1 protein-coding gene is annotated in these 2,291 nt (G+C 53.3%); it reads left to right on the top strand.

The features are described 5' to 3' along the window. Positions 1–140 precede the first annotated feature (140 nt). Complete coding sequence (locus tag CSQ89_RS21150; protein WP_099407938.1) at positions 141–2,150, top strand: M13 family metallopeptidase; 2,010 nt, start codon at positions 141–143, stop codon at positions 2,148–2,150. The last annotated feature ends 141 nt before the right edge of the window (positions 2,151–2,291 follow it).

A 2,291-nucleotide genomic window follows, 5' to 3' on the forward strand; every position in this document is an offset into this window, starting at 1 on the left:
TGCCTGAGCATCAAGACGCAGAAGAACCCATTCGCACTTTGCCGCAAGTTACTGATCAACGCCTCCCGCGCGGCTTATGATCAGTTACAGCTGCTTCTCGCAGCTACTGCGTAACATCAGTTTATAACTGGAAGAGCACTATGCAACTACGCCAAATTGCCTATGCCGTAACGCTGGCTTTCCCGCTCCTCGCCGGTGCGGCTACTTCGGGGATCAATAAAAGTGACTTTGACCCCAAGGTACGCATCCACGACAACTTCTACAATGCTGTAAATGGCGGCTGGCTGCAGCGCACCGAGATTCCGGCCGATAAGACGAGCTGGGGCGCATTCCATCAGTTGCGCGATCTTTCCGAACAGAGGGTGCGCGATATTATCGTCGCTGCCGCTGACAGTAAGAATGAACCCAAAGCCAAGCAAATTGCCGACCTGTACGCCAGCTTCATGGATGACACCCGTGCAGAAGAACTTGGCATCACCCCCATCAAGCCCATGCTGGCTGAGATTGATCAGATCAAACAACATTCCGATGTGATCAAGCAATTCGGCGCACTACAACTGATTGATATCAATCTACCCATTCAGCTAGGGGTAGGTGTCGATGCCAAGGATTCAAACCGCTATCTGCTACGCATGACCCAAGGCGGGCTAGGTCTGCCCGATCGCGATTACTATCTGGAAAAAGATGAGCGCTTTGCCAAAGCGCTTGCCGCCTATACTGATTATCTGGACCAGCTTCTGGTACTGGCGGGCGAGCCCGTAACCAGCGCCAGGCAAAAAGCCAGTGCCATCGTGGCTTTCGAAACAAAGCTAGCCAAGATTCAGTGGAATAACGTCGAAAACCGCGATCCACACAAAACCTATAACAAGCACAACCTTGCCAACCTAAAGAAACTCTCGCCCCATATTGATTTCAAGTCGCTACTGGTGGCGGCAGAGGCAGGCGATGTCAGCGAAGTCAATGTCATGCAGCCCAGCTATCAACAAGCGCTGGGCAAGTTGATTGCAAACACCGACATCGCTTTATTGCGCGACTACCTGCACGTACGTATGGTCGATGCATTTGCGCCGCTGCTGTCGAAGTCCTTTGTAGATGCCCATTTCGCGTTTCACGGCACCACCATCACAGGGGCCAAGGAACAACGTCCTCGCTGGAAACGCGGGGTTGAGTTCGTTGAAAGCCACGTAGCCGAATCCATCGGCCAGCTTTATGTTGCCCAGTACTTCCCGCCAGAATCCAAACAGAAGATGGAAGAATTGGTCGGTAATCTGTTCAAGGCCTATGCCCAGAGTATCGATACCCTCACTTGGATGAGCCCTGCTACCAAAGCCTCAGCCCATGCCAAACTGGGCAAATACACGGTAAAAATCGGCTATCCCAATAAGTGGCGTGATTACAGCGGCTTGATTGCAAAAGCCGATGATCTGGTTGGCAATGCCGTACGTGGCGACCAGTTTAACTATCGATTCCAGCTCGCCCATCTGGGTAAGCCGGTAGACCGCGAAGAATGGGGCATGCCACCCCAGATGGTGAATGCCTACTACAACCCATCAAAGAATGAAATTGTCTTCCCCGCCGCCATCCTGCAACCACCATTCTTCGATGCTAAAGCGGATGATGCCGTCAACTACGGCGGAATCGGTGCAGTGATTGGTCATGAAATCAGTCACGGTTTCGACGACCAGGGCAGCCAGTTCGATGGGCAAGGCAATCTGAGAAACTGGTGGCAGAAAGAAGACCGCCAGGCTTTTGGCGGTCTGACTGAACAACTGATCGCGCAATACAATCAGTACGAGCCCATTACCGGGCGCTTCGTGAACGGCAAGCTCACCTTGGGCGAAAACATTGCCGACTTGTCTGGGCTACAGATCGCCTACAAAGGTTACCAACTGAGTCTTAACGGCAAGCCGGCCGAATCCATTGACGGCTTCAGCGGAGACCAACGTTTCTTTATCGGCTTTGCCCAGATCTGGCGTAGCAAAACTCGAGAGGCTCGCGCCTTGCAGCTTTTGACTACCGACCCACACTCACCCGCCGAATACCGGCCTATTGGTGCAGTGGTGAACAGCGACGCCTTTATGGCGGCCTTTGATGTGAAGCCGGGAGACGGGATGTTCAAACCAGAAAAAGAGCGTATCCGTATCTGGTAAGCCAGATATTGCAGTAATCGGCATAGGGGCGACCAGATGTTCTGGCCGACCCCTGCCACACCACCCGGCATGCGGGTCCGCACCGGGCGGTTGGAGCAGTTGAGGTCAATCTGCCTCCAATTGATGCACATCGCCCGGTTT

It is taken from the genome of Chitinimonas sp. BJB300 (genome assembly GCF_002735695.1).
Classification (GTDB): domain Bacteria; phylum Pseudomonadota; class Gammaproteobacteria; order Burkholderiales; family Chitinimonadaceae; genus Chitinimonas.